The organism is Mesorhizobium sp. NFR06 (assembly GCF_900115245.1).
GTDB lineage: Bacteria > Pseudomonadota > Alphaproteobacteria > Rhizobiales > Rhizobiaceae > Mesorhizobium.
The window spans coordinates 1-26,268 of record NZ_FOVT01000027.1 but is presented as its reverse complement, the minus strand read 5'-3'; the positions used below and the strand labels follow the sequence as shown (position 1 = coordinate 26,268).

Genomic DNA, 26,268 nt, shown 5'->3' with positions numbered 1-26,268 from the left:
GAAATGAAAGGTGCGCTCATGCCACGTCCAGTCGCGGCCGCGACCGCGGCCGAGAATGCCGTCATCACCAAGGCCACGCTGCGCGCGGCCGACCTGCTCGACATCACCGCCAGGACACTCGCCCTGGTCATCGGCGTGTCGGAAGCAACGGTCTCGCGCATGCGCAAGCAACAATTCCTGCTCGAACGCGGCACCAAGCCGTTCGAGCTGGCGGTGCTGTTCGTTCGTCTGTTCCGCTCGCTCGACGCCATCGTCGGCGGCGACGCGACCGTTGCCAGGGCGTGGCTGAAGAACCCCAACACCACGCTCGACGGCACGCCGCTCGAAAAAATCCTGACGATTGCCGGACTTGTCGATGTCATTGCCTACCTGGACTCCCGGCGCGCTCTCGTCTGAGGCCGTCAGGCTCGAAGGCAAATACTGGCGCATGGTCGAGGCGCAACATCGCGTTTCGACCCTCAAGCTCGTCGACACGCTCGACGAACAGGCGCTGCTGGAGGACCTCATCGAGGACACCAAGCCGCAGATCCCGCTGGAATGCCGCCATCTCCATTATCTTTTGGCAACGCCCTTTCGCTACGGCTCCGTCTATCCGCACGGCTCGCGCTTCCGTCGCGCGGGCAAGACGAAAGGCGTCTACTATGCCGCCGAGACGGTGCTGACGGCGGTGGCGGAAATGGCCTTCTACCGCCTGCTGTTCTTCGCGGAATCGCCGGCGACGCAATGGCCGAACGATGCGGCGGAATACACTGCCTTCGCCGCCGCGATCAAATGCAACAGCGCCATCGACTTGACGCGGCCGCCGATCGGCCGCGATGAAAAAGCCTGGACGCACGCCACCGACTACACCGCCTGCCAGGCGATCGCCGATGTCGCCCGCGAGGCTGAGCTGCAGGCGATCCGTTATCGCTCGGTGCGCGATCCGAAGGGCGCCAACATCGCCCTGTTGACATGCAAGGGCTTTACCAGGGCAAAGCCGCTGGAGCCGCAGACCTGGCGCATCCGCATCGGCTCGTTCGGCATCCAGGCGATCTGCGAATTTCCGGAAAAACGCCTCGAATTCTCACGCACTGCCTTTGCCGATCCGCGACTGGCCGCCATGCGCTGGGAGCGCGGTCACTGAACTCGGAAGCTGTGTTGAGAGGTCGGGGCGGCCTCACCTGAATATCGACGCAGCTTAGGCCAGGATGTTCACGGCACGCGCCGCCACCAGCGCGATCGTCAGGAGCGAGATCATCGCCTCGGCCATCATCAAGAGCTTCGCGCGCTGGGTGAGCGGCAAGGTGTCGGTCGGCGAGAACGCCGTGGCGTTCGTGAAAGCCAGGAAAAAATAGTCGACGAAGCCCGGCAGCCAGCCTTGTATCTCGCGATCGGGCAACGTCATTTGCGGAAACAGGAAGTCGGCATGCGCGCGCTTGACCAGGCCACAGGTCGGCGGACCGCCCCGGTCGGTGCTCCAGAACCATAGCGCGAAGACGATCACATTAGTGACCCAGATGTTGAGCGCGTCGACGAGAAGCGTCGTGCCGGCCCCGGCATGCCCCTCGAGCAGCGCCCGCACCAGCAACACCAGCGATCCGCAATTCATGACGCTGATGACGCCGGTCATCACCAGTGCCGTGCGGCGGATGTAGAGGCGCAATTGGCCGATCGTGTACCAATGTTCGTGATCGACTGCCGTTCGGGTCGCCATTTGTGTCCAGGCCGTCGCGATCGACAACGGCGCCAGCAACGCCGCCTCGGCCGTCGGGGCCAGCCAGCGCGGACCGAAGGACAGGTTGTTGATGACCAGAAGCTGCAGGCAGATGATGACGACAACCGCCGCACGCGCCGACCAGAAGTCGAGCCCGCGGTGATGGATGATGGCATGCTGGTGACGCATGATGGCACCTGGTTGGCTGGGACCTCAGCGCTCCGAGCAGCGGCGGCCGCCCCGGCAATGACCGGCCGGCCACGGTCTTACCCGAAGCGCCGGCGACGGGTTCCAACGCAATCTTGGTTTTACAATGTTGCGGCAGCATACATTTTCGTAAGCTTCTGCTATCGGGCTATTCAGCGATCCACCGGTGTGATTTTAGGCTCGTATGTCGAGAACCAGCGAGTCCGCGCATGTCTGGCCGGCCGCGACCGCGGCGGAAGGCCATCTGTCGTCGTTATGGAGCGGCCTGGTCCGGCGCCCATGGCGATTGCTGGCGTTTTTGTGCCTTACCCAGATCGCCTGCTGGACCGTGATGCCGGCACTCGTCAATGTTGGCCCGCCAGGGGACGTCGTCGAGGGTTTCATGTGGGGCCGAGAATGGGTGCTGCTGACCTACAAGCACCCGCAACTGCCCTGCTGGCTGCTCGAGATAAGCCATCTCCTGACCGGCTCGTTCCGCTGGCCGCAATATATGCTGTCGCAACTGCTGGTCTCGACGACTTTCGTCCTGGTCTATCTTCTGGCGCGCGACATCATGGGGCCGACCCGCGCGCTCGCCGCCGTGCTCCTGATGCCCGCGATCTATTTCTTCGGCTGGCCCACCCCGCAATTCAACCATGACTATGCCCAGATGCCGTTCTGGGCCGGCATCTCATGGCTGTTGTGGCGCGCGGCGCGCGACGGACGGCCCGGCTGGTGGCTCGCCCTCGGCCTCGTTTCCGGCATAGGGCTCTATGCCAAGTTCTCGACGGCTTTGCTGCTGGCGTTCGGCGGCCTCTGGATTTTGTACGACGTCCGTGCCCGAAGCAGGCTTGCCACCCCGTGGCCATGGCTTGGCCTTGCGATTTTTCTCGGCACCGCGGCGCCGCTGGCGATCGAGCTTTTCCGCCTCGATTTCCTGCCGCTGACCTATGCCGAGCATCGCAACGCATGGGTGGTCGCGAACCGCGCCCGACTTTACTATATCGGCGTTCAGCTTGCCGGTCTGTCCGCCGTTCCCGTCGTTCTCGCGCTCTCCGGCCTGCTGCGCCGGCAAACAAGCCCCGCGCAGGAACCGTTATCGACCCACCCCGCCCCCGAGCGGCGCGCGGTTGTCTACCTGGCATGGATGGGCCTGGGGCCGGCGCTGCTGATCATGGTCGCCTCGCTGTTTACAGGCACCGGCGAATCCTGGGGAGCGACGATGTACAATCTCGTCGGCGCCCTGGCGATTGCGCTCTTGGGCCAGCGACTGGGGCCAGCCGAGTTGCGCCGGTTGACGGTGCTGGCACTGCTGTGCGTGGTCGGAATATCGAGCGCCTATGCGGCAACCCGCTGGACCAGCTGCAACATCCTCGGTCGCCTGCAGCCCGTGTGCTGGCCGGCGCGATCGATCTCGCAGGCGGCCGATGCGGTCTGGCACGAGACGGTATCGGCGCCGCTGCGCATCGTCGGCGGCGACGACGTCGCCGCCAGGCTTGCCGGGCTCGAAGCTCCGGACCAACCCTCGATATTCACTACTCTCGACCGGCGCCTTGCCCCCTGGATCACGGTCCAGCGCCTGCACGATCAGGGCATGCTGCTGGTATGGCCAAAGGGCTGGAAACTCTCCGCGCAACAGCAGGCCTGGACTGCCGGCCTGCCGGTCAAGACGGTGTTTTTCGACTGGTCGCTCAAGGCACCGCCCTTGCCTATCAATTTTGCCGTCATTCCGCCCGGCAGGACCAGTTTCCCTGGCGACCCCGCCGGACCGCCCGACCCGGAATGACCAGCGGTCCGGACTAATCCGTCTGCCAAAATAGAGAAGGCGCCGGCTCGTTGCCAGCGCCTCGTTGGTTTGGCGCGATCCCTGAGGGAAAGCTGCGGCGGGCTCTAGGCGTTCGCGGCCTGCTTGTGCTGGACCGGATGGCTCTTCTTGAGCAGGTCCGAGACCAGGAAGGCGAGTTCGATCGCCTGATCGGCGTTGAGGCGTGGATCGCAATGCGTGTGATAGCGATCCTGCAGGTCTTCCGCCGTGATCGCGCGGGCGCCGCCCGTGCATTCGGTGACGTTCTTGCCGGTCATCTCGACGTGGATGCCGCCCGGATGCGTGCCTTCGGCGCGATGCACCTCGAAGAAGGTCTGCACTTCCTTGAGGATGCGATCGAACGGCCGCGTCTTGTAGCCCGCCGCCTCGATCGTGTTGCCATGCATCGGATCGGACGACCACACCACGTTGCGGCCTTCCTTCTTCACTGCCCGCACCAGCTTCGGCAGGTGCTCGGCCACCTTGTCGGAGCCGAAACGCGCGATCAGCGTCAGGCGTCCTGGCTCGTTCTCCGGATTGAGCAGGTCGATGAGTTCCATGAGGCCGTCCGGCGTCAGCGACGGCCCGCATTTCAGGCCGAGCGGATTCTTGATGCCGCGGCAATATTCGATATGCGCATGGTCCGGCTGGCGGGTGCGGTCGCCGATCCAGATCATATGGCCGGAGGTCGCGTACCAGTCGCCCGAGGTGGAATCGACGCGCGTCAGCGCCTCTTCATAGCCGAGCAGCAGCGCCTCGTGGCTGGTGTAGAAATCTGTCTCGCGCAGCGCGAAATTGGTTTCCGACGTGATGCCGACCGCGCGCATGAAATCCATCGTTTCGGTGATGCGGTTGGCCAGCGATTCGTATTTCTCGCCCTGCGGACTGTCGGCGACGAAGCCCAGCATCCAGCGATGCACGTTCTCCAGGCTTGCGTAGCCGCCCTGCGCGAAGGCGCGCAGAAGGTTGAGGGTGGCGGCCGACTGGCGGTAGGCCATCTCCTGCCGCGCGGGATCGGGAATGCGCGACTTGGCGTCGAACTCGATGCCGTTGATGATGTCGCCACGGTAGCTCGGCAGCGTCACGCCGGCCTTGGTCTCGTTGTCCGACGAGCGCGGTTTGGCGAACTGGCCGGCGACGCGGCCGACCTTCACCACCGGCTGCGCGCCGGCGAAGGTGAGCACCACCGACATCTGCAGGAAGACGCGGAAAAAGTCGCGGATGTTGTCGGCGCCATGTTCGGCAAAGCTCTCCGCGCAGTCGCCGCCCTGGAGCAGGAAAGCCTCGCCGGCGGCGACCGCCGCCAGTTGCTTCTTCAGCTTGCGCGCCTCACCGGCAAAAACCAGCGGCGGGAAAGTGGCGAGTTGGGCTTCCGTCGCCTTAAGCGCCGCAAGGTCCGGATAGGCCGGAACCTGCTTGATCGGCTTTGCTCTCCACGAATTCGGCGACCATTTCGTCATCGCTGCATCCAATACTCTTCACAGCGAGCGCCTTGCCCGCCATTCCCGCCCCAACAAGAGGTCGCGGCTCCTTACACGAAGCCGATTTCCTATTCTAGCCGGGAATTTGAGCAGTGGCGAATACCTTGATCTGCTCGGAATTCCAATGTGAACCAGTCAGGCGGCGGCCTTGTCGACCAATCGGGCCAGATGCGTCATCACCACCGCCGATCCGGCGAGGCGCTTTTCGGCGTTCGGCCAATCACGCATGAAGACGACGCTGTGGTCGGCCCTGATCTTGGCCAGCGAGCCCTGCTCGCCGATGAACTTGACCAGCCCGACAGGGTTGGGGAACTCGCGCTTGCGGAAATGGATGACGACGCCCTTGGGGCCGGCATCGAGCTTCTCGACATTGGCCTTACGGCAAAGCGCCTTGATGAACACGATCTTCAACAGATGCGTCACTTCCTCCGGCAGCGGGCCGAACCGGTCGATCAGCTCGGCGCCGAAACCATCGATCTCCTCGGTGGTTTCGAGGTCGCCGAGGCGGCGGTAGAGCGCCATCCGGAGCTGGAGGTCGGGCACATAGCTTTCCGGGATCATCACCGCCGTGCCGACGGCGATCTGCGGCGACCAGCCGCCGTCCTGCGCCTCGCCGGTATCCTTCACCTCGGCAACCGCCTCTTCCAGCATCTGCTGGTAAAGCTCGAAGCCGACCTCCTTGATGTGGCCCGACTGCTCTTCGCCCAGAAGGTTGCCGGCGCCGCGGATGTCGAGGTCGTGGCTGGCGAGCTGGAAGCCCGCGCCCAGCGTGTCGAGCGATTGCAGCACCCTCAGCCGGCGCTCGGCCGTGTCGGTGAGCTTGCGCTTGGCCGGCAGCGTGAACAGTGCATAGGCGCGCACCTTCGACCGTCCGACGCGGCCGCGCAGCTGGTAGAGCTGGGCCAGGCCGAACATGTCTGCGCGGTGGACGACCAGCGTGTTGGCGGTCGGGATGTCGAGGCCGGATTCGACGATGGTGGTCGATAGTAGCACGTCGTACTGGCCATCATAGAAAGCGTTCATGATATCGTCGAGCTCGCCCGGCGGCATCTGCCCATGGGCCACCGCCACCTTCAGTTCCGGCACGGATTCCTTCAGGAAATCATGGATTTCGGCGAGATCGCTGATACGGGGCACGACATAGAAGGAATGGCCGCCGCGATAGCGCTCGCGCAGCAGCGTCTCGCGGATCACCAGCGGATCGGAAGGCGAGATGAAAGTGCGCACCGCCATGCGGTCGACCGGAGGGGTGGCGATCAACGACAGTTCCCGCACCCCGGTCAGCGCCAGCTGCAGTGTACGCGGGATCGGCGTCGCCGACAGCGTCAGCACGTGCACGTCGTTCTTCAGCTCCTTCAGCCGCTCCTTGTGCTTGACGCCGAAATGCTGCTCCTCGTCGATGATCAGAAGCCCGAGATTCTTGAACGAGATCGAGCTGCCGAGCAGCGCGTGCGTGCCGACGACTATGTCGACGGTGCCTTCGGCAACGCCTTTCTTGGTCTCTGCAAGCTCCTTCGAGCCAACGAGGCGAGACGCCTGCGCAATGCGGATCGGCAGGCCGGAAAAACGCTGCGAGAAAGTCTTGAAATGCTGGCGTGACAAAAGCGTGGTAGGCACCACGACAGCGACCTGAAACCCTTCCATCGCCGCGATGAAGGCGGCGCGCAACGCGACTTCCGTCTTGCCGAAGCCGACGTCGCCGCAGACCAGCCGGTCCATCGGCTTGCCGGCGCCGAGATCGCCCATGACGGAGTCGATCGCCGTCTGCTGGTCGTCGGTTTCCTCATAGGGGAATCGCGCGGCGAATTCGCCATAGAGCCCTTCGGCCGGGATCATCGCGGGTGCAGTGCGCATCTGCCGCTCGGCGGCGATGCGGATCAACTGCCCGGCCATGTCGAGAAGGCGCTTCTTCAGCCGCGCCTTGCGCGCCTGCCAGGCGCCGCCGCCGAGCTTGTCGAGCGTCGCTTCGGCCGAATCCGAACCGTAGCGCGACAGAAGTTCGATGTTTTCCACCGGCAGGAACAGCCGGTCGTCGCCGGAATAATGGATTTCGAGGCAATCGTGCGGCGCACCGACCGCCTCGATGGTGCGCAGCCCGATGAAGCGGCCGATGCCGTGGTCGGCATGGACGACGATGTCGCCGGACGACAGCGACGAGGCTTCGGCGATGAAATCCGAAGCCTTCTTCTTGCGCTTCGAACGCCGGATCAGCCTGTCGCCGAGGATATCCTGCTCGGCGACGACCACCATGTCGTCGGTCTCGAAGCCCGATTCGAGCGGCAGCACGGCGAGACCCGCCTGCCCCGGCTCGAGTTTTTCGACCTCCGCAAGCGTCGCGACCGGTTTCAGATTGCCTAGATGATGTTCGGCCAGAATCTGGCCAAGCCGGTCGAGCGAGCCTTCCGTCCAGCCGGCGACGATGACACGGCGGCGCGCGGCGCGCTCGTCGGCTATGTGCTTTACGACCACATCGAAGACATTGACATTCGGGTCGGCGCGCTCTTCGGCGAAGCTGCGGCCGTGGCGCGAGCCGGCGTGGAAGACCCGCCTGCCTCCGACATCGGGCGCGTCGAAGACGGTGAAGTCGATGTCCTCGCGCGGTCCGAGCGAGGATTTGAGATTCTCCGGCGACAGATAAAGCAGATCCGGCGCCACCGGCTTGTAGGGCACCGCATCCTTCAGCGCGCTGTCGGCCTGCTTCCGGCGCGCCTCGTAATGGTCGAGGATAAGCGTATGACGCTCGGCCAGCGCCTCATGCGCCAGATGGTCGAAGACGACAGGCGCATCCGGCAGATAGTCGAACACCGTCTCCAGCCGTTCGTAGAAGAACGGAAGCCAATGCTCCATCCCGGCGAAGCGCCGCCCTTCGCTGACCGCCGTATAGAGCGCATCATCGCGCGACGGCGCGCCGAAGGCGTCGATATAGGAACGGCGGAAGCGGCTGATCGTCGCCGGCGCCAGCGCCACTTCGCTCATCGCCTGCAGCGCCATCGACCTGCGCTGTCCGGTGGTGCGCTGGGTGGCGACATCGAAGACCCGGATCGATTCCAGCGTGTCGCCGAAAAAATCGAGCCGCAGCGCCTCGCTCCAGCCTGGCGCGAACAGGTCGAGGATGCCGCCGCGCACCGCGAACTCGCCGAGGCCGCGCACCGTCGGCACGCGTTCGAAGCCGGAGGTTTCCAGCCGCGCGATCAGCACGTTCATGTCGATCTGGTTGCCGGGCCTAGCATGAAAGGTCTGCGCCTCGATCAGCTCGCCCGGCGGGATGCGCTGCAACAGCGCATTGGCGGTGGTGAGGATGACGGCGCGATGCGGCTTTTTTGCCAGCGCGATCATGGCGGAAAGCGCGTCGAGCCGCCGCGCCGCGGCATCGGCACCGGGCGAAACGCGATCGTAAGGCAGGCAGTCCCAAGCCGGCAGTTCGAGCACCGGCAGGCCGGGCGCGGCAAAGGCTAGCGCCTCGATGATCGCCGGCAGTCGCTGGCCGTCGCGGGCGACGAACAGCACCGGCTTGTCTGGCGCGATCTCGTGCACCGTTTGCACCAGCGCGAAGGCTTCATAGCCGTCGGCGACGCCGTCGACGATGAACTGGCCGGCGCGGCCTTTCGGCAGACCGATGGAAGGAATGAGGCTCATGGATATGCGTTTTTCAAAATGTCATGGTCCGGCGCGACGCCAGTATCTTTTGCAGCACCGCGCAATCGATATCGGGCGGAACCGGGCGCTCGCCGGTGACCATCGGCAAAAATTCAGTGTCGGGGATTTCGAGAAGCTTTTCATATTGGTCGATTTCGTCGCCGGTCAAGGCGCCGATCTCCGCATCGGCGAAGGAGCCGAGGATCAGGTCCATCTCGCGCATGCCGCGATGCCACGAGCGGAACAGAAGCTTACGGCGGCGGACATCCAGCCCCTCGCTTGATCGCTGTGTACCCGTCATGGCACCCCCATCCCAGCTGAAGCGGCGCATATAGCGTGGATAGAGACCGGTGTCAGCCTTTGCGCTGCCGTCGTCGCGACATAAGCTGACACAATGCGTCCCTCCATCCTCGATCCCCTGTTCGTCCCGATCACCTCGCTTGCCGGCGTCGGCCCGAAGGTTGGCTTGCTGATCGAACGTATTGTGCCAGCCGATCCTGGCGACCGCGCCGCGCGCGCGGCCGACCTTTTGTTCCTGCTGCCCAACACGGTGATCGATCGCCGCAACCGTCCAGGCATCGCGCTATCGGCCGAAGGTCAGATCGTCACGCTCGAGGTGCGGGTTGACCGCCACCAGCCGCCACCGCGCGGCAACAGGTCGGTGCCGTACCGCGTCTATGCCCATGACGACACCGGCGAGGTTGCGCTGACCTTCTTCCACGCTCATGCCGCCTATTTGCAGAAGATGCTTCCCGAAGGCGAGCGTGTCGTGATCTCCGGCCGTATGGAATGGTTCAACGGCCGCCCCACCATGGTCCATCCAGACCACATCGCGCCGATCGACGAGGCCGAGGGGCTGCCGCTGGTCGAACCGGTCTATCCGCTCACCGCCGGCCTGTCGGCCAAGGTGCTGCGCCGCGCCATCGGGCAGGCGCTCGGCCGCCTGCCGGAATTGCCCGAGTGGCAGGACGACGCCTTCATGCGTCGCCATACCTTCGCGCCCTTCGGCGATGCGCTTGCCCGCATCCACCACCCGAAGGACCCGATTGACGTCGCCGTCGAGGGGGCGGCCTGGCGACGCCTTGCCTATGACGAGTTGCTTGCGGGTCAGGTATCCTTGGCACTGGTGCGTTCCAGAATCCGCCGCCTGTCGGGCCGGCCGCTGGTCGGCGATGGCCGCGTCGTCGAAAAGCTGCGTGCGGCCCTGCCCTACAAGCTCACCCCCAGCCAGGAATTCGCGCTCGCCGAAATCAATGCCGACCTTGCCGATCCGGAACGTATGCTGCGCCTGCTGCAGGGCGATGTCGGCTCCGGCAAGACGGTGGTGGCGTTACTTGCCATGGCGCGCGCGGTCGAGGCCGGCGGCCAGGCAGCGCTGATGGCGCCGACCGAAATCCTGGCGCGTCAGCATCTGGCGACCATCGCGCCGCTGGCGGAAAAGGTTGGCCTGCGCCTCGCCATCCTCACCGGGCGCGAAAAGGGGCGCGAACGCACCGAAACACTGGAAGGCCTTGCCAGCGGCGCGATCGACATCGTCGTCGGCACCCATGCGCTGTTCCAGGAAACGGTGACGTTCCACGATCTCGTGCTGGCCGTCGTCGACGAGCAGCACCGCTTCGGCGTCCACCAGCGCCTCGCCATCACCGCCAAGGGCGATGCGCCGGATATGCTGGTGATGACGGCCACACCCATCCCGCGCACGCTGGTGCTGACCGCCTTCGGCGACATGGACGTCTCGAAGCTCACCGAGAAGCCGGCCGGCCGACAGCCGATCCGCACCGTGACCTTGCCTATGGAGCGGCTCGACGAACTGGTCGGGCGCATGCGCGATGCCGTCGCAGAGGGCCAGAAGATCTACTGGATCTGCCCGCTGGTCGAGGAATCCGAAGAAATCAAGCTCATGTCGGCGGAGGACCGTTTCGCTTCGCTGAAACCGCTTTTCGGCGATCGGATCGGCCTGGTGCACGGCCGCATGAAGGGCGCGGAGAAGGACGAGGCGATGCGCGCCTTCAAGCAAGGCGAAACGCGCATCCTGATCGCCACCACCGTCATCGAGGTCGGCGTCGACGTTCCTGACGCCACCATCATGGTCATCGAGCATGCCGAACGTTTTGGCCTTGCCCAATTGCATCAATTGCGCGGCCGGGTCGGTCGCGGCGACAAGCCGTCATCCTGTGTGCTGCTCTACAAGGACCCGCTCGGCGAGACCGCAAGACGCCGGCTTTCGGTGATGCGCGAGACCGAGGATGGCTTCCGCATCGCCGAGGAGGATCTCAAATTGCGCGGCGAAGGCGAACTGCTTGGCACCCGCCAGTCCGGCACGCCCGGCTTCCAGGTGGCGCGGCTCGAATTCCATGCCGACCTGCTCGAAGCCGCGCGCGACGACGCGCGGCTGATCCTGTCGCGCGATCCGGAATTGCAAACCGAACGCGGCCAGGCTCTGCGGCTTTTGCTTTACCTGTTCGGTCGCGACGAGGCGGTCCGGCTGCTGCGCGCCGGCTGAGCGCCAAGCGCCGGATTGGCTAGCGGTCCTTCAAGATGCTCGCCATTCAGCGTCACCAGCTTGGCGTTGACTTCCGGCGCCACCAGGCCGGCTGACACGATCAGCTTGGCGCCGTCCTCGATCGACATGTCGAGCGGCACGATCTCGGATTTATGCACATACATCAGGAAGCCGGTGGTCGGATTCGGCGTGCAGGGCATAAACACCGCGATCAGCGGATCGCCCTCCTGGTCGAGCTTCTGGTTGATCTCGGTTTCCTTCTCGCTGGCGACGAAGACCAGCGACCAGACCCCCTTGCGCGGGTATTCGACCAGACCGACCTGGCGGAACATATCGCCCTTGTTCGACAGCACCGTCTCGAAGATCTGCTTCAGCGAGCCATAGATGCCGCGCACCAGAGGCATGCGGCCGAGCAGCCGCTCGCCGAAATTGACGATAGCGCGGCCGACGATGTTCGCCGTCAGGAAGCCGATCAGCGTGATCAGCACCAGCGCCACGATCAGCCCGAAGCCCGGAACAGGAAACGGCAGATAGGTGTCGGGGTTGTAGCGCGCGGGGATGTAAGGCTTCACCCAGGAATCGACCCAGCCGATGAGCGACCAGGCAATGTAGACCGTGATCGCCAACGGCGCGCAGACAATGAAGCCGGTCAGGAAATAATTCCTCAGCCGGGTCATGCCAGAGGTCTTCAGGGCGTCGGACATGAGTTCACCGCGGCGCAGGTTGCATCCCTAAGATTAGTGAACCCCGAGCCGGTTTGGAACTGCGAAGTTTTTAAGAACGCCTTTCTATGACGCGACTCTCAGTATACCAAATGGAAGCTGCTTCCGTTCGCGATTAGCCGAAACATCCTTCCCTTCGTCATCCACGGGCAGAGCAGGAGCTTCGCTCCCGCTCCGCCCGTGGATGACGAATGCAAGGACCACGGGCAGCTATGTACTTCGAGCTACTGTGCCCAAAGCAACCAGTGACGGTGCTACTCCACCGTCACCGATTTCGCCAGATTGCGCGGCTGATCGACATCGGTGCCCATGAACACGGCGGTGAAATAGGCCAGCATCTGGATCGGCAGCGCATAGATGATCGGCGAGATGATCTCGGGCACTGCGGGCAGGATGATCGTCTCCATCGTCTTGATGCCCGCCTGCGCCGCGCCCTTGGCGTCGGTGATCAGGATGATCTTGCCGCCGCGGGCCGCCACTTCCTGCATGTTCGATACCGTCTTTTCGAAAATCCGGTCATGCGGCGCGATGACGATCACCGGCATGTTCTCATCGATCAGCGCGATCGGCCCATGCTTCAGTTCGCCGGCCGCATAGCCCTCGGCGTGGATGTAGGAGATCTCCTTGAGCTTCAGCGCGCCTTCCATGGCCAAAGGGAAATTGGTGTCGCGGCCGAGATAGAGCACATCCTTGTAGCGGGAGAGCTCGCGCGAGATGCGTTCGATCTGCTCGTCCAGCTTCAGAACCTGGGTGGCGAAGCGCGGCGCCTCGGAAAGCTCGCGCACCAGCCGCCGCTCCTCGTCGGCCGAAATCGTGCCGCGCGCCACACCGGCCCGCACCGCGAGCGAGGCCAGCACCGAAAGCTGGCAGGTGAAGGCTTTGGTCGAGGCGACACCGATCTCCGGGCCGGCAAGCGTCGGCAGCACGACGTCGGATTCGCGCGCCATGGTCGATTCATGCACGTTGACGACGGCGCCGATCTTCATGCCCGCCTTGCGGCAATAGCGCAGCGAGGCAAGCGTGTCGGCGGTCTCGCCTGATTGCGAGATGAAGAAGGCCGCGTCGTTCGCCGAAAGCGGCATCTCGCGGTAGCGGAATTCCGATGCGACATCGATATCGACCGGCAGCCGCGCATAGCGCTCGAACCAGTATTTGCTGATCAGCCCGGCGAGATAGGCGGTGCCGCAGGCCGAGAGCGCCAGCCGGCCGATCTTGGCGAAGTCGAACGGCAGCTCGAGCGGCTTCGAGACGCCGGAGACGAAATCCACATAATACGCCAGCGTGTGCGAGATCACCTCCGGCTGCTCGTGGATCTCCTTTTCCATGAAATGCCGGCGATTGCCCTTGTCTACCATGAAGCTGGTCGACAGCGACTGCTGCCGGCCGCGCTCGACATTGTTGCCGTTGATGTCGAAGATGCTGACGCCGTTGCGGCGCACCACTGCCCAGTCGCCGTCTTCGAGATAGGTGATCGAATTGGTGAAGGGCGCAAGCGCAATGGCGTCGGAGCCCAGGAACATCTCGCCCTCGCCATGGCCGACGGCCAAAGGCGGACCGTTGCGGGCGCCGACGATCAGGTCCTCGTCGCCCTTGAACATGATTGCCAGCGCGAAGGCGCCTGCGAGCCGCTTCAGCGCCGCATGCGCGGCCTCCACCGGCTTCAGCCCCTTGGCGAGCTCGCGCGCCACCAGATGCGCGACGACCTCGGTGTCGGTCTGCGAGGCGAAGGTGTAGCCGTCGCGGGAAAGTTCGTCGCGCAGCTCGGCGAAATTCTCGATGATGCCGTTGTGGACGATGGCGACGCCGTTGGAAAAATGCGGATGGGCGTTGGTCTCATTCGGCACGCCATGCGTCGCCCAGCGCGTATGGCCGATGCCGATCGTGCCATCGAGCGGCTCGTCCTTCAGCCGGCGTTCGAGGTTGACCAGCTTGCCTTCGGCGCGGCGGCGGCCAAGCTCGCCATTCTCGATGGTGGCGACACCGGCCGAGTCGTAGCCGCGATATTCAAGCCGCTTCAATGCATCCACGATGAGCGGTGCGACTTGTTGCCGGCCGATAATTCCAACGATACCGCACATGCGACAGCCCCCGATTCCCAGCGGAAAACCCAGCGCTATCTAGGGATTGCCGGGCCGCCGCGAAAGTCAATTTGCGTTTCGTTCCGTGTCAACGGGAACGGTCTTCTGATGCCGGCGATTTGACAGACGGCTCCTTGCAATCGGGTTACTGCAACTGCCCGGTTTTCACCGCTCCGCTATCCGAGTTCATCTTTAGCGACAGCTGCGACCCTCTGTAAACCGCCGTTTGTAGGATCACTCCGCGGCCTTCTTCCTCGCCGCGGCCGCCGAAGCAAAGCGCTCACGCAACTCCTTGCCCTTGCCGGGGATCGTCTTCTGGCGGGCACGACCGAAGGCCAGCGCATCGTCCGGCACGCTTTCGGTGATCACGCTGCCAGAAGCGATATAGCCTCCCTTGCCGATCGTAACCGGCGCCACCAGCGAGGAATTCGAGCCGACGAAGGCGCCTTCGCCGATGTCGGTGAAGAATTTCGAATAACCGTCATAGTTGCAGGTGATGGTGCCGGCGCCGATATTGGCCGCCGCGCCGACACGTGCGTCGCCGATATAGGTCAGGTGGTTGACCTTGGCGCCTTCCTCGATGGTCGCCTGCTTGACCTCGCAGAAATTGCCGACCTTTGCCTTGGTGCGAAGGTCTGCGCCCGGCCGCAGCCGCGCGAACGGCCCCACATCGCAGTTCGAGGCGATGGTGGCGCCCTCGATATGGCTGAAGGCGTGGATCCTGGCGCCCGACGCGATCTTGACGCCTGGCCCGAACCAGACATTCGGCTCGACGACCGTATCGGCGCCAATTTCGGTATCATGCGAGAAATAGACCGTCTCAGGTGCAATCAGCGTCACGCCCGCAAGCATCGCCTCGCGCCGCCGGCGCGCCTGCCAGATCGCTTCCGCCTCCGCCAGCTCGGCCCGGTTGTTGATGCCCAGCGCATTCTCGAAACTGGCCTCCGTCGCCACCACGTCGAGGCCCCCGGCGCCCGCGATCTCGACGATGTCGGTAAGGTAGAACTCGCTCTTGGCGTTCCTGTTGCCGACCTTGTCGAGCAGTTGCAGCGCGTGCTTGCCGGCCACCGCCATCATGCCCGCATTGCAGAACCCGATTTTCTTCTCCTCTTCGGAGCAGTCCTTCTCCTCGCGAATGGCGACCAGATGGTCGTCTCTTTCGACCAGCCGGCCATAGCCGGCCGGGCTCGGCGGGCGGAAACCGATGACCGCGACGGCAGCGCCTTCCGCCAGCTTCCGCCGGGCGGCGGTCAGCGCGCCCGCGCCGATCAGCGGCGTGTCGCCGAACATCACGAGAATATCGTCGTAACCTCTTGATATCGCTTCGCGAGCGGCGAGCACGGCATGCCCGGTGCCGAGCCGCTGCTCCTGCACGAAAGTCTCCGCCTTCGGCGCGAATTTATGTGCCGCCCTGCGCATTTCTTCCGCGCCGTGACCGATCACCAGCGCCACGCCAGTCGCGCCGGCCGCCTCGGCGGCCTTCACCACATGCGCCACCATCGGCAGACCGGCAATGGCATGCAGCACCTTGGGCATCGCGCTTTTCATGCGCGTTCCTTCGCCGGCGGCGAGGATGACGGACAGGCAGGATCTCTGGCTCATGAACGGGCAACCATATGAAAGAGCTGAATCAAAAGCATGCTAGCAGCCGCGTGATGCTGCACCAATGCGGTTAAATTCCGGTGAGATGATGGAGCGGCTGAATTTTACTATGCGGATCCCCGGACGGCTACAGAAGGCCGTGCTTCCTGCATTCAGCCTGTTCGTCACTTGCAATTCAGCCAACACCTTCAGGCGTCCGGCGGGTTAGCCTAACCTTCCAAGCACCGGGAAATTCTCCAGCAGCCAGTACGACGCGCTCTGCACGCCTCCGGTGAGGAAGAACAAGCCGGCGACCACCAGCAGCGCGCCGATGGCTTTCTCGACCCTGCCGAGATGGACGCGGAATTTGCCGAGGAAGCGCATGAAGGCGCCGGAGAACAACGCCGCGACCAGGAACGGAATGCCGAGCCCGAGTGAATAGGCGGCAAGCAGCAGCGCCCCCTCGCCCACAGTTTCGCGGCCGCCGGCAAGCGTCAGGATCGGCCCCAGCACCGGGCCGATGCACGGCGTCCAGCCGAAGGCGAAGGCGAGCCCCATGACATAGGCGGCAACCATGCTGGCCGGCTTGCCCTGCGACTGGAAGCGCGCCTCGCGTGACAGAAGCGGGATGCGCAGAACGCCGAGGAAGTTCAGCCCCATCAGGATGATCAGCACTCCCGCCGCCATCGCCAGCGGCTCCTGCCAGACGCGCAGCAGGCGGCCGATGGTGGAAGCGCCGGCGCCGAGCGCGACGAAGACGGTCGAGAAGCCGAGCACGAAAGCCAGCGAGGCATAGAGCAGCGCTCCGCGGGCGCCTTCCCGTGCCGTCACGCCCTGATTGCCGCGGAAGTCGTCGACCGAAACGCCGGCCATGTAGCAGAGATAGGGCGGCACCAGCGGCAGCACGCAAGGCGACAGGAAGGAGATCGCCCCGGCCCCGACCGCGCTGACATAGCCGATGTCCAATGCCATCTAATGAGTCCCGATTGTGCTGGCGTCGATATAGCGACGCCGGCGCGCGCCTGCCAATCACCATTGTGTGGCACGTCGCCGCTTCGCGAAGGAAGAAACGGCCGCGCCAATGCGTTGTTCGGATGAGCGCGCGGCAATCGAGCGCTTGTTCTCAGGGAGATTGTCATGAAATCGATCGCACTCGGGTTTGCCGCCCTTCTGCTCGGCACCGCCGCGTCCCATGCCGCGGAAGCTTGGAAGGAAGCGGAAGTGGGTGGCACCAAGATCTACACCGATGCCAAGGGCATGACCCTTTACACCTTCGACAAGGATGAGAAGGGCAAATCCAGCTGCTACGACAAATGTGCCGCCAACTGGCCGCCGCTGAAGGCCGAAGCCGGCGCCAAGGCCGATGACGAATGGACGATCGTCGACCGCAAGGACGGCAGCAAGATGTGGGCCTATGACGGCAAGCCCGTCTACACCTTCGTCAAGGACAAGAAGGCCGGCGATATGACCGGCGAAGGCGTCGCCGGCGCCTGGCACGTCGTCAAGGCTGATTGAGCTCACGCCATGACTGCTCCGGCTGCCGGGTCCCTCGATCTGGCAGCCGGCCATCTTTTCGCAGTCGTCAGCCCGTTTGAGGCGCGGACGTCACTGTCCCCCAAAAAGTGATCTTTGCCATACACTCTTAGAGTGTATAGCCGACGGCCGCTTCGCAAATTGGGTCCCTCCCCTTGACCGATTGCAAAAGCACGGCCATGTGAGCGACGAAAAGAGTGGGATTTCGTCGTGCGTCGCGGAGTTCTTCCGCCACCTCACAATTGATAAGAGACCTCATGGACGTCGTCGTCGTCGAATCGCCGGCCAAAGCGAAGACAATCAACAAATATCTGGGCAAGAACTATAAGGTCCTGGCCTCGTTCGGCCATGTCCGCGACCTGCCGGCCAAGGACGGCTCGGTGCGCCCTGACGAGGACTTCGCCATGTCCTGGTCGGTCGACACCGCGTCGGGCAAGCGCCTCGCCGACATCGCCAAGGCGGTCAAGGATGCCGATGGGCTGATCCTCGCCACCGACCCGGATCGCGAGGGTGAGGCGATCTCCTGGCATGTGCTGGAAGTGCTGAAGCAGAAGCGCGCGCTGAAGGACAAGCCGGTCAGCCGCGTCGTCTTCAACGCCATCACCAAGGCCTCGGTGCTGGAGGCGATGGCCAACCCACGCCAGATCGACGCGCCGCTGGTCGACGCCTATCTCGCCCGCCGCGCGCTCGACTACCTCGTCGGCTTCACGCTGTCGCCGGTGCTGTGGCGCAAGCTGCCGGGCGCCCGTTCGGCCGGCCGCGTGCAGTCGGTGGCGCTGCGCCTGGTCTGCGACCGCGAATCCGAGATCGAGCGCTTCATCCGCGAGGAATACTGGCAGATCGCCGCCATCCTCGGCACGCCGCGCAACGACAGTTTCGAGGCGCGGCTGACCGCCTATGCCGGCAAGAAGCTGCAGAAGCTCGACATCGCCAACAAGGCGCAAGCCGACGACATCAAGGCGATGCTGGAAGGTGCGACCTTCAAGGCTTTGTCGGTCGAGGCCAAGCCCACCAAGCGCAATCCCGGCCCGCCCTTCACCACCTCGACGCTGCAGCAGGCCGCTTCGTCCGGGCTTGGCTTCTCAGCCACACGCACCATGCAGGTCGCGCAAAAGCTCTACGAAGGCATGGACATCGGCGGCGAGACCGCCGGTCTCATCACCTATATGCGAACCGACGGCGTGCAGATGGCGCCGGAGGCGATCGAGGCCGCCCGCAGCGCCATCGTCAGCGAATTCGGCGCAAAGTACCTGCCGGAAAAGCCGCGTTTTTATACGACCAAGGCCAAGAACGCCCAGGAAGCGCACGAGGCTATCCGCCCGACCGATTTCAAACGCACGCCGGCTTCGGTCAGGCAATATCTCGATAGCGACCAGGCCCGCCTCTACGAGCTGATCTGGAAGCGCGCCATCGCCAGCCAGATGCAGCCGGCCGAGATCGAGCGCACCACGGTCGAGATCGAGGCGGTCAACGGCGCCCGCTCGGCCGAACTGCGGGCGATCGGCTCGGTCATCCGTTTCGACGGTTTCATCGCCGCCTATACCGACCAGAAGGACGAGGACGCGGAAGACGAGGAAAGCCGCCGCCTGCCCGAAATCCGCGCCGGCGAGCAGCTTGCCCGTCAGGCGATCAACGCCACCCAGCACACCACCGAGCCGCCGCCGCGCTACTCCGAAGCGTCGCTGATCAAGAAGCTGGAAGAGCTCGGCATTGGCCGGCCGTCGACCTACACGGCCATTCTGAAGACGCTCGAGGACCGCGACTACGTCACAATCGACCGGCGCAGGCTGGTGCCGCAGGCCAAGGGCCGGCTGCTCTCGGCCTTCCTCGAAAGCTTCTTCGAGCGCTATGTCGAGTATGACTTCACTGCATCGCTCGAGGAAAAGCTCGACGAGATTTCCGACGGCAAGCTGGCCTGGAAGGACGTCCTGCGCGACTTCTGGAAGGATTTCTCGGGCGCCGTCGACGACATCAAGGAACTGCGTGTCACCGACGTGCTCGACGCGCTCAACGAAGAACTCGCGCCGCTTGTCTTCCCGGAGCGCGAGGACGGCTCCAATCCGCGCATCTGCCCGAAATGCGGCACCGGCAACCTCTCGCTGAAGCTCGGCAAGTTCGGCGCCTTCGTCGGCTGCTCCAACTATCCGGAATGCTCCTACACTCGCCAACTCGGCGACGCCGCCAATCCCAATGGCGAGAACGGCAATGGCGATGACGGCGTCAAGCTGCTTGGCAAGGATCCTTACACCGCCGAGGAAATCACCCTGCGCGGCGGCCGATTCGGTCCCTACATCCAACGCGGCGAAGGCAAGGAAGCCAAGCGCTCCAGCCTGCCCAAGGGCTGGACGCCCGAATCGATCGACCACGAGAAGGCGCTGGCGCTGCTAGGCCTGCCGCGTGACGTCGGCAAGCATCCCGAAACCGGCAAGATGATCTCGGCCGGTCTCGGCCGCTACGGCCCGTTCGTGCTGCATGACGGCACCTATGCCAATCTGGAAAGCATCGAGGACGTGTTCTCGATCGGCTTGAACCGCGCCGTCTCGGTGATCGCGGAGAAGCAGCAGAAGGGCAAGGGCGGCCGCAATGGCGCCACGCCCGCGGCGCTGAAGGAGCTTGGCGACCATCCTGACGGCGGCGGCAAGATCGTCGTGCGCGACGGCAAGTACGGCCCCTACGTCAACTACGGCAAGGTCAACGCGACGCTGCCCAAGGGCAAGGACCCGCAATCGGTGACGATGGAAGAGGCGCTCGCCTTGATCGCCGAGAAGGAAGCCAAGGGCGGAAACGGCAAAAAACCCTTCCGCAGGGTCGCGAAGAAGGGATAGCAGCACGTGGCGCGCAGGATCTCCGGACGAAGCCACGGCGATCCGCGCCACGCCGACACGAGGGCTAAGGTGGTCAAGGACGATTACCGGCCCTCGCGTGACGAGATCCTGCGCTACATCGCCGAAAATCCCGACCGCTCCGGCAAGCGCGAGATCGCCAAGGCGTTCGCGCTGCGCGGCGGGGACCGCATCTGGCTGAAAGACCTGTTGCGCGACCTGCAGGATGAAGGCCTGCTTAACAAGGAGCGGAAGCGCCTCACCCGCGCGGGCGCCGTGCCCCATGTCGCCGTGCTCGACATTGCCGGCCGCGACGACGACGGCGTGCTCCTGGCGCATCCGAGCGAATATACCGGCGCCGGTTCGCCGCCCGTCATCGCCATCCGCATCTCGCGCGGCGCCGGCGGCCCCGTGCCCGGCATCGGCGACCGCGTGCTCGCCAAGACCTTCCCGACCGACGATCCGTCGGGCCCCGCCTATACGGGGCGGGTGATGAAAATCTTCGAGAAGCGCAGCGACGCGGTGCTCGGCGTCTTTCGCGTGTTGAAGGACGGCACGTTCCGCATCGAGCCTGTCGAACGGCGGCAGCCGGAGCTGATCGTCGACAAGGAATTCCAGAACGGCGCGAAAAGCGGCGACCTCGTCGAGGTCGAGCCTGCGCGCGCCTCGCGCTTCGGCCTGCCGCGCGCCAAGGTGCTGGCGGTGCTGGGATCGCTGAGCAGCGAGAAGGCCGTCTCGATGATCGCCATCCACGCCCACGATATTCCCCATGTCTTTCCGGCGGACGTGATTGCCGAGGCCGATGCGGTGAAGCCGGCGACGCTTGCTCACCGCGAGGACTGGCGCGATTTGCCGCTGGTGACCATCGACCCGGCCGACGCCAAGGACCATGACGACGCCGTCTTCGCCGAGCCCGACACCGACGAGAAGAATCCTGGCGGCGTCGTCGTCACCGTGGCGATCGCCGATGTCGCCGCCTATGTGCGCTATGGAACCCCTCTCGATCGCGAAGCCTTGAAGCGGGGCAATTCGGTCTATTTCCCGGATCGCGTCGTGCCGATGCTGCCAGAACGCATCTCAAACGATCTCTGCTCACTGCGCGAGGGTGAGGACAGGCCGGCGATCGCCGTGCGCATGACCTTCTCCTCGGAAGGCCGCAAGCTTCGCCATTCCTTCCATCGCGTGATGATGAAATCGGCGGCCAAGCTCGCCTACCCGCAGGCGCAGGCCGCGATCGACGGCATGCCCGACGACAAGACGCGGCCGATCCTCGACGGGGTGCTCAAACCGCTATGGCACGCCTATGCCGTGCTCAAGCGCGGCCGCGATGCCCGCCAGCCGCTGGAGCTCGACCTGCCGGAGCGCAAGATCCTGCTCAAACCCGACGGCACGGTCGACCGTGTCATCGTGCCGGAACGCCTCGATGCGCATAAGCTCATCGAGGAGTTCATGATCCAGGCCAATGTCGCGGCTGCAGAGACATTGGAGGGCAAGAAAGAGCCCCTCGTCTACCGCATCCATGACGCGCCTTCGCTCGCCAAGCAGGAATCGCTGCGCGATTTCCTGCAGACGCTCAGCCTGTCATTGGCGCGCGGCGCGCAGATGCGCCCCAGCCAGTTCAACGGCATTCTCGAGCGCGTGCGCGGCGCCGACAACGAGGCGCTGGTCAACGAAGTGGTGCTGCGCTCGCAGAGCCAGGCCGAATACTCGCCGAAGAACATCGGCCATTTTGGTCTCAACCTCAGGCGCTACGCGCATTTCACCTCGCCAATCCGCCGCTATGCCGACTTGATCGTCCATCGCGGGCTTATTGCCGCAATCGGGCTTGGCCCCGGCGGCCTCACGCAACAGGAAGCTGAGCGGCTGGAAGAGGTCGCAGCGCTGATCTCGGCCACCGAACGCCGCGCCATGGCCGCCGAGCGCGACACGGTCGACCGGCTGGTCGCCGCCTATCTCGCCGAGCGCATAAACGACACCTTCGACGCCCGCATCTCGGGCGTCACCAAGGCAGGACTTTTTGTCCAATTGCCGCAGTACGGCGCCGACGGCTTTATTCCGGTGTCAAGTTTGGGCGGCGATTACTATATTTACGACGAAACCGCCCGATCGCTGTACGGAGAACGCACCGGCAAAGGCTATCAGCTTGCCGATCGCGTCGAAGTCCGGTTGGTCGAGGTTGCGCCGATGGCCGGTGCAATGCGTTTCGAGATGCTCACCGACCCGAAGCCACTGCCCGGCTCGAGGCGGTCATTCCATAAGGCCAAGGGCCGCGCCCGCGCGTCGCAATCGCGTTCGGGACCGCGCGGCAGGAGACGATAATGCCAGGCGACTTGCAGATGGAAGAACCGGCTTTCGGCGGCGAGCATCATTCGGGCCGCGTCGCGCGTCCGCTGTGGACGGCGATGAAGCGCGGCATGCTCGGCCGTTGCCCGCATTGCGGCAAGGGAAAGCTGTTCGGCGCTTTCGTGAAGCCCGTCGACAAATGCGAGGTCTGCGGCGACGACCTCCACCACCATCGCGCGGACGACCTGCCTGCCTATCTGGTCATCGTCATCGTCGGCCACATCGTGGTCGGCGGCTTCATGGCCGTCGAAGCTACGTCAACGCTGTCGACCTGGCAGCACGCGCTGATCTGGGTGCCGTTGACCATTGTTCTCGCGATCGTGCTGTTGCAGCCGGTCAAGGGCGCCGTCATCGGCCTGCAATGGGCGCTCTATATGCACGGCTTCGGCGACGAGAAAGACGAATTCGAGACCCGTTGATAAGCCCGCTGCATCGCTGTCCCGCCCTGGTGCAAGGGCCGCGACGCGCAAGCCACTTTCGCATCCGGAAAGTTTCCGCTAGGTCGAGCGCATGGAAGGAATGACCAAGGCGGATGTCGACAAGCTCGATAAAAGCCTGGCCGTGCGCAGCGGCCGGGCGTTGCGTCCGCGCGATGCCGCGACCCTCATTCTGCTCGACCGCAAGGACAAGGACGTTCTGGTGCTGATGGGCCGCCGCCATGCCGGTCACGCCTTCATGCCCGGCAAATTCGTCTTCCCCGGCGGCCGCACCGATCCGGCCGACAGCCGCATTCCCGTCGCCGCCGCACTGCGCGGCGAAGACGAGAAGAAGCTGGTCGCCGGTCCCAGTCGCGCGAGCCCGGCGCGGGCGCGGGCAATCGCCCTGTCGGCGATTCGCGAGACCTATGAGGAAGCCGGCCTGCTGATCGGCCGTAAAGGCGCTTTCTCGACCGCAAAGCGCGACTGGCAGGGTTTCGTCGAACATGGCGTGGTCCCGTCGCTGGACGTGCTGCGCGTCATCGCCCGCGCCATCACGCCGCCCAATCGCGTGCGCCGTTTCGACACGCGCTTCTTCAGCGCCTGGCGCCACGACGTCGCCGTGGAATTGCCCGGCGGGGGCCCGACCAACGAGCTGGAAGAACTCGTCTGGCTGCCGCTTGCCGATGCCCGCAAGGCCGATATCCCCGACATTACCGGCATGATCCTGGAAGAACTGGACAAGCGACTTGCCCACGATCCATTGCTGCGGCCGGGGGGTGCCGTGCCGTTCTTCCGGCTCGTCCGCAACCGCTTTGTCCGCGAAGTCCTTTAGAAGCTGAGCATTTTGATCCCATGACGGTCGATACCCAAGACAAGGGCGACGAACGCGTACACTGGCTGCCTATGACCGCGGCGATCTCGTCGATCAGCGTTGTCGGCATCGCCATCGGCCTCGGCATGCCGCTGCTCAGCGTCATCCTGGAAAGCCGCGGGCATTCGGCTTCGATGATCGGCCTCAACACGGCCGTCGCCGGCCTCGCCTCGATCGCCGGCGCGCCGCTCGCCACCCCGCTTGCCATGCGCCTCGGCGTCGCCTGGACCATGCTGATGATGATTGCGGTCGGCGCGCTCGCCTTCGTCGGCTTTCATTTCGCGCCGCATTTCTGGATGTGGTTTCCGCTCCGCGTCGCCTTGCATATCTCGCTGACGGTGCTGTTCATCCTGTCGGAATTCTGGATCAGCACCTCCGCGCCGCCGCGCCGCCGTGGCCTCGTGCTCGGTATCTACGCCACGGTGCTATCACTCGGCTTCGCCGCCGGACCGTGGCTGTTCGCTCACCTCGGCAGTTCAGGCTTCCTGCCTTTCGGCGTCACCATCGCGCTGGTGACGCTTGCCGCCATTCCAGTGCTCGCGGCCCGCAACGAGAGCCCGACCATCGTCGCCGACAGCGAGACCAGCCATTTCCTGCGCTATGTCTGGCTGGTGCCGACCGCGACCTTTGCCGTGCTTGTGTTCGGCGCGGTCGAGACCGGCGGCTTCTCGCTCTTCCCAATCTACGGCAACCGGATCGGCTATTCGGAGGCCGACGCCGCACTGCTGCTGACGATGATCGGACTTGGCAACGTGCTTTTGCAGATCCCGATCGGCATGATCAGCGACCGTGTCTCGGACCGCCGTTACCTGCTTCTGGCCTGTGCCACCGTCGGCCTCGTCGGCACCATATTCATGCCGTTCTTCGCGCAGAACTGGCACCTGATGGCTGCCCTTCTGTTCGTCTGGGGCGGCGTCGTCGCCGCCATGTACACGATCGGTCTTGCCCATCTCGGCGCGCAATTGTCCGGCCATGAACTGGCGTCTGCCAACGCGGCCTTCGTGCTTTGCTACGGCGTCGGCATGGTGATCGGCCCGCAGGCGATCGGTATCGGCATGGACGCCTTCGGTCCCTCCGGCTTCGGCTGGTCGCTGGCCATGTTCTTTGCCGCCTATATGGCCCTGGTCGGCGTCAGGCTCATCCGGAAGAAGGTCCTTTAGGGCGCCTACCCGGAACCCTTCGGCAAGCGACGCTGCTGACATCACCGTGTCAGCAGCACCCCTGCTATACCCACGCTCAGCAAGCAGGGAGATATCATATGATAGACAGTGGCTTTGAAACCAAATCCGTGCGGATGCAATTGCTGTTGCTTGTCAGCTTCCAGGCGCCAGCCGCCGATGTCGACCGCATCATGGACGCCGTCGTTGCCATCACGCCGCTTGGAATGGGCAACTATGACAGCAATGCCTTCCAGTCGGCGGACGGCGTCGAGCGCTATCGGCCGCTCGAGGGTGCGGCAGCCGGTGCAGAGACGCTGTTGCGGCAGCGGCCGGGCACCGTCGAGGTGTCGTTCGAAATGCCCGATGACCAGGATCTGGCCGCGCGTGTCGTCGAGGCTATCTATCAGGCTCACAGCTACGAGGAGCCGGTGATTCGCCTCCAGCCGTTGCTTGCCAGCCGCTCGAAGGGCCTCGGCGACCGCGCCAACCCCAACCGCTGGTGGAACTCGACGGGCGACTGGAAGAAGGCCGATCAGGATCGGCTCGGTAAGGCAAGGCGGCCGGAGACAGTCGCAGCGGAGTGAAGCGGAGCCTGAAGCGCGTCGCGCTGCAACGGATTCAAGCGATGCGCTTTAGGTTTTTGTTTTGATGCATGTCGTGTCCCGGAACCGCTGCAGGCGTTTGAACTCTGTGTTGGAGAATGTCGTCTGTGAATGACGCGGCAAACCACGAGCCGGCGAATGATCCCCAGGATCTGGCGCGGCTCCTGGTTGCTCGCGAGCTGGCGGGAGATGCGGAAGGCATGGCTGCTCTCTACGAGCCCGAAGCCATCCTCGACGTCGGCGACGGACAGTTGGCCCGCGGCAGGGACGCCATCCATAGATTCTACGCCAAGCTGGTGGCAACCGGGCGAAAATTTGAGCTTGGAGATCAACGCCCGGCTATCGTCAACGCAGATTTGGCGCTCACTTCCACGCGCCTTGGCGATGGCACGGTGACTGCGGAGATCGCCCACCGGCAAGCTGACGGAACGTGGCTTTGGGTGATCGACCAGCCGTCCATCCTTCCCTGAGCCGTGTTCAGCTACTCAAAACAGAGACACCGGTTGGAGCCTCGCGGGCTGTCGGTAGCTAATCAAGTTGTCCGGTTTGGTAGCACATCATTTGTCCGCTTCAGTTTGCGTCGAAGCGGTTCACGCAGCTCTGCCGATTTGACGGCAGTTCTGGATTGGGGTGCCATCGGAGCTATATGCCGCAATGCGACGCGGCCCGTGGAAGATTGCGAACGTGCCATCAGGATATTGCCTGATCTTGACCGTGGCTTTGACGAAGTGATGTCGGATCGGACTTTGCGGCAGCTGCAATCTGAGCCGCGCGAAGGCGACTGTGTTGTCGCGAGCGACGACGCGCTCTTCCTGGAGGCACAGGATCTCGGCC

Annotated in this window: 21 protein-coding genes; 12 read left to right on the top strand and 9 right to left on the bottom strand. The window is 64.3% G+C overall.

From position 1 onward, the window contains the following. Positions 1 to 18 precede the first annotated feature (18 nt). Positions 19 to 396, top strand: coding sequence for an MbcA/ParS/Xre antitoxin family protein (locus F3H96_RS29000; RefSeq protein ID WP_149805071.1), 378 nt, complete (start codon positions 19 to 21; stop codon positions 394 to 396). Continuing rightward, a complete protein-coding gene (locus F3H96_RS28995; protein WP_149805070.1) occupies positions 356 to 1,123 on the top strand; it encodes an RES family NAD+ phosphorylase in 768 nt (255 codons plus the stop codon). The genes F3H96_RS29000 and F3H96_RS28995 overlap by 41 nt, the downstream gene beginning before the upstream one ends. 54 nt (positions 1,124 to 1,177) lie before the next feature. Here the strand turns inward: F3H96_RS28995 and F3H96_RS28990 are convergent, their stop codons facing one another. Continuing rightward, on the bottom strand, positions 1,178 to 1,882 hold the full coding sequence (locus tag F3H96_RS28990) for a hypothetical protein (protein WP_149805069.1): 705 nt from the start codon (positions 1,880 to 1,882) through the stop codon (positions 1,178 to 1,180). Positions 1,883 to 2,084: 202 nt separating this feature from the next. On the opposite strand from F3H96_RS28990, the gene F3H96_RS28985 reads away from it, so the two are divergent. Further along, entirely contained in the window at positions 2,085 to 3,665 is a 1,581-nt protein-coding gene (locus F3H96_RS28985) for a glycosyltransferase family 39 protein (protein ID WP_149805068.1), read from the top strand. Positions 3,666 to 3,769: 104 nt separating this feature from the next. Here the strand turns inward: F3H96_RS28985 and F3H96_RS28980 are convergent, their stop codons facing one another. The 3 genes from F3H96_RS28980 to F3H96_RS28970 form a co-directional block, all read right to left on the bottom strand. Then, positions 3,770 to 5,143 (bottom strand): 3-deoxy-7-phosphoheptulonate synthase class II, encoded by a 1,374-nt coding sequence (locus tag F3H96_RS28980; RefSeq protein ID WP_149805067.1) that lies wholly within the window; start codon positions 5,141 to 5,143, stop codon positions 3,770 to 3,772. A gap of 156 nt (positions 5,144 to 5,299) precedes the next feature. Then, on the bottom strand, positions 5,300 to 8,800 hold the full coding sequence (gene mfd / locus F3H96_RS28975; RefSeq protein WP_149805066.1) for a transcription-repair coupling factor: 3,501 nt from the start codon (positions 8,798 to 8,800) through the stop codon (positions 5,300 to 5,302). A 13-nt stretch (positions 8,801 to 8,813) separates the two neighbouring features. Next, positions 8,814 to 9,101, bottom strand: coding sequence for a succinate dehydrogenase assembly factor 2 (locus F3H96_RS28970; protein WP_149805065.1), 288 nt, complete (start codon positions 9,099 to 9,101; stop codon positions 8,814 to 8,816). Between the two features lie 93 nt (positions 9,102 to 9,194). Between F3H96_RS28970 and recG the strand changes: the two genes are divergently transcribed. Beyond that, positions 9,195 to 11,303, top strand: coding sequence for an ATP-dependent DNA helicase RecG (recG, locus tag F3H96_RS28965; RefSeq protein ID WP_149805064.1), 2,109 nt, complete (start codon positions 9,195 to 9,197; stop codon positions 11,301 to 11,303). On the opposite strand, the gene F3H96_RS28960 is transcribed toward recG, so the two are convergent. The 4 genes from F3H96_RS28960 to F3H96_RS28945 form a co-directional block, all read right to left on the bottom strand. Then, positions 11,255 to 12,007: a DUF502 domain-containing protein gene (locus F3H96_RS28960; protein ID WP_149805063.1), complete on the bottom strand. Its 753-nt coding sequence runs from the start codon at positions 12,005 to 12,007 to the stop codon at positions 11,255 to 11,257. The two genes, recG and F3H96_RS28960, sit on opposite strands and share 49 nt — an antisense overlap. 272 nt (positions 12,008 to 12,279) lie before the next feature. Further along, positions 12,280 to 14,103 carry a glutamine--fructose-6-phosphate transaminase (isomerizing) gene (glmS, locus tag F3H96_RS28955; protein WP_149805062.1) on the bottom strand — a complete coding sequence of 608 codons (1,824 nt, stop codon included), beginning with the start codon at positions 14,101 to 14,103 and terminating at the stop codon, positions 12,280 to 12,282. Between the two features lie 234 nt (positions 14,104 to 14,337). Then, positions 14,338 to 15,705 (bottom strand): bifunctional UDP-N-acetylglucosamine diphosphorylase/glucosamine-1-phosphate N-acetyltransferase GlmU, encoded by a 1,368-nt coding sequence (gene glmU, locus F3H96_RS28950; protein ID WP_149805061.1) that lies wholly within the window; start codon positions 15,703 to 15,705, stop codon positions 14,338 to 14,340. A 204-nt stretch (positions 15,706 to 15,909) separates the two neighbouring features. Continuing rightward, a complete protein-coding gene (locus F3H96_RS28945) occupies positions 15,910 to 16,656 on the bottom strand; it encodes a cytochrome c biogenesis CcdA family protein (protein ID WP_149805060.1) in 747 nt (248 codons plus the stop codon). A 165-nt stretch (positions 16,657 to 16,821) separates the two neighbouring features. On the opposite strand from F3H96_RS28945, the gene F3H96_RS28940 reads away from it, so the two are divergent. The 8 genes from F3H96_RS28940 to F3H96_RS28905 all read left to right on the top strand — a co-directional run bounded on the left by F3H96_RS28940 (position 16,822) and on the right by F3H96_RS28905 (position 25,904). Then, positions 16,822 to 17,199 carry a hypothetical protein gene (locus F3H96_RS28940; RefSeq protein WP_149805059.1) on the top strand — a complete coding sequence of 126 codons (378 nt, stop codon included), beginning with the start codon at positions 16,822 to 16,824 and terminating at the stop codon, positions 17,197 to 17,199. A gap of 275 nt (positions 17,200 to 17,474) precedes the next feature. Then, complete coding sequence (topA, locus tag F3H96_RS28935; protein ID WP_149805058.1) at positions 17,475 to 20,042, top strand: type I DNA topoisomerase; 2,568 nt, start codon at positions 17,475 to 17,477, stop codon at positions 20,040 to 20,042. A gap of 6 nt (positions 20,043 to 20,048) precedes the next feature. Then, on the top strand, positions 20,049 to 22,358 hold the full coding sequence (gene rnr, locus F3H96_RS28930; RefSeq protein WP_149805057.1) for a ribonuclease R: 2,310 nt from the start codon (positions 20,049 to 20,051) through the stop codon (positions 22,356 to 22,358). Beyond that, positions 22,358 to 22,801 (top strand): DUF983 domain-containing protein, encoded by a 444-nt coding sequence (locus F3H96_RS28925; protein WP_149805056.1) that lies wholly within the window; start codon positions 22,358 to 22,360, stop codon positions 22,799 to 22,801. The genes rnr and F3H96_RS28925 overlap by 1 nt, the downstream gene beginning before the upstream one ends. A gap of 91 nt (positions 22,802 to 22,892) precedes the next feature. Then, positions 22,893 to 23,633 (top strand): NUDIX hydrolase, encoded by a 741-nt coding sequence (locus F3H96_RS28920; RefSeq protein ID WP_149805055.1) that lies wholly within the window; start codon positions 22,893 to 22,895, stop codon positions 23,631 to 23,633. Positions 23,634 to 23,653: 20 nt separating this feature from the next. Continuing rightward, positions 23,654 to 24,832 (top strand): MFS transporter, encoded by a 1,179-nt coding sequence (locus tag F3H96_RS28915; RefSeq protein ID WP_149805054.1) that lies wholly within the window; start codon positions 23,654 to 23,656, stop codon positions 24,830 to 24,832. A 98-nt stretch (positions 24,833 to 24,930) separates the two neighbouring features. After that, positions 24,931 to 25,416, top strand: coding sequence for a hypothetical protein (locus F3H96_RS28910; RefSeq protein WP_149805053.1), 486 nt, complete (start codon positions 24,931 to 24,933; stop codon positions 25,414 to 25,416). A gap of 125 nt (positions 25,417 to 25,541) precedes the next feature. Next, complete coding sequence (locus F3H96_RS28905; RefSeq protein ID WP_149805052.1) at positions 25,542 to 25,904, top strand: nuclear transport factor 2 family protein; 363 nt, start codon at positions 25,542 to 25,544, stop codon at positions 25,902 to 25,904. A gap of 120 nt (positions 25,905 to 26,024) precedes the next feature. Here F3H96_RS28905 and F3H96_RS30920 read toward each other — a convergent pair. After that, the coding region (locus tag F3H96_RS30920) for a hypothetical protein (protein ID WP_149791147.1) at positions 26,025 to 26,268 on the bottom strand (244 nt) is incomplete at its 5' end.